The organism is Faecalicatena contorta, from assembly GCF_021531995.1.
Lineage (GTDB): Bacteria > Bacillota > Clostridia > Lachnospirales > Lachnospiraceae > Dorea_A > Dorea_A contorta_A.
In genome coordinates, this window is sequence record NZ_JAFBIZ010000299.1 from 1 (window position 1) to 554 (window position 554).

The 554-nt window shown below is 43.7% G+C and carries 1 other RNA gene; it reads left to right on the forward strand.

Annotated features, from left to right (window positions below):
- The first annotated feature begins 63 nt into the window (after positions 1-63).
- Positions 64-414, forward strand: a transfer-messenger RNA (tmRNA) gene (gene ssrA, locus JQM82_RS16045).
- The last annotated feature ends 140 nt before the right edge of the window (positions 415-554 follow it).

A 554-nucleotide genomic window follows, 5' to 3' on the forward strand; every position in this document is an offset into this window, starting at 1 on the left:
CTTCTATATAATATACTTTACCTAAGAAGGACAGTCTGCAGACCAACAACAGGATTTTTTTCAGGGCTTGTACTGGTTTCGACGGGGGTCTGGAAGTTGGAGAAGCCATCCGTAGCGGGACACTACGATAAAAGTTCCAATTAAATATAAACGCAGACAATAGAGAATTAGCGTACGCTGCCTAATCTGGCGGCAGTCGGCCCCGGGTCATCCGCTGCCCGGGTTACCGGCTTCAACGAGGCGGAGCACTTCGTTTCCAAAGCTTTGAGGGAATGGAAGAACTTATGAAGCTACTAAAGTCCGTAACCTGTCATTAGGTGACGGACAGAGGGAATGTCAATATAATGACTGTGATGGGAGATGCTTCGATGGATGGGCTTTCGGACGCGGGTTCAACTCCCGCCAGGTCCACTATTCTTACAGAATCCGAACTCCGGGAGTTCGGATTCTGTGCTTTTTTCTCTGTATTTTATTTTCTTTTTTCTAAAATACATAAAAAAACTTGTATTCTTTTTTTCTTTCCTGTAAAATAATACCATTACAGATATATGAAC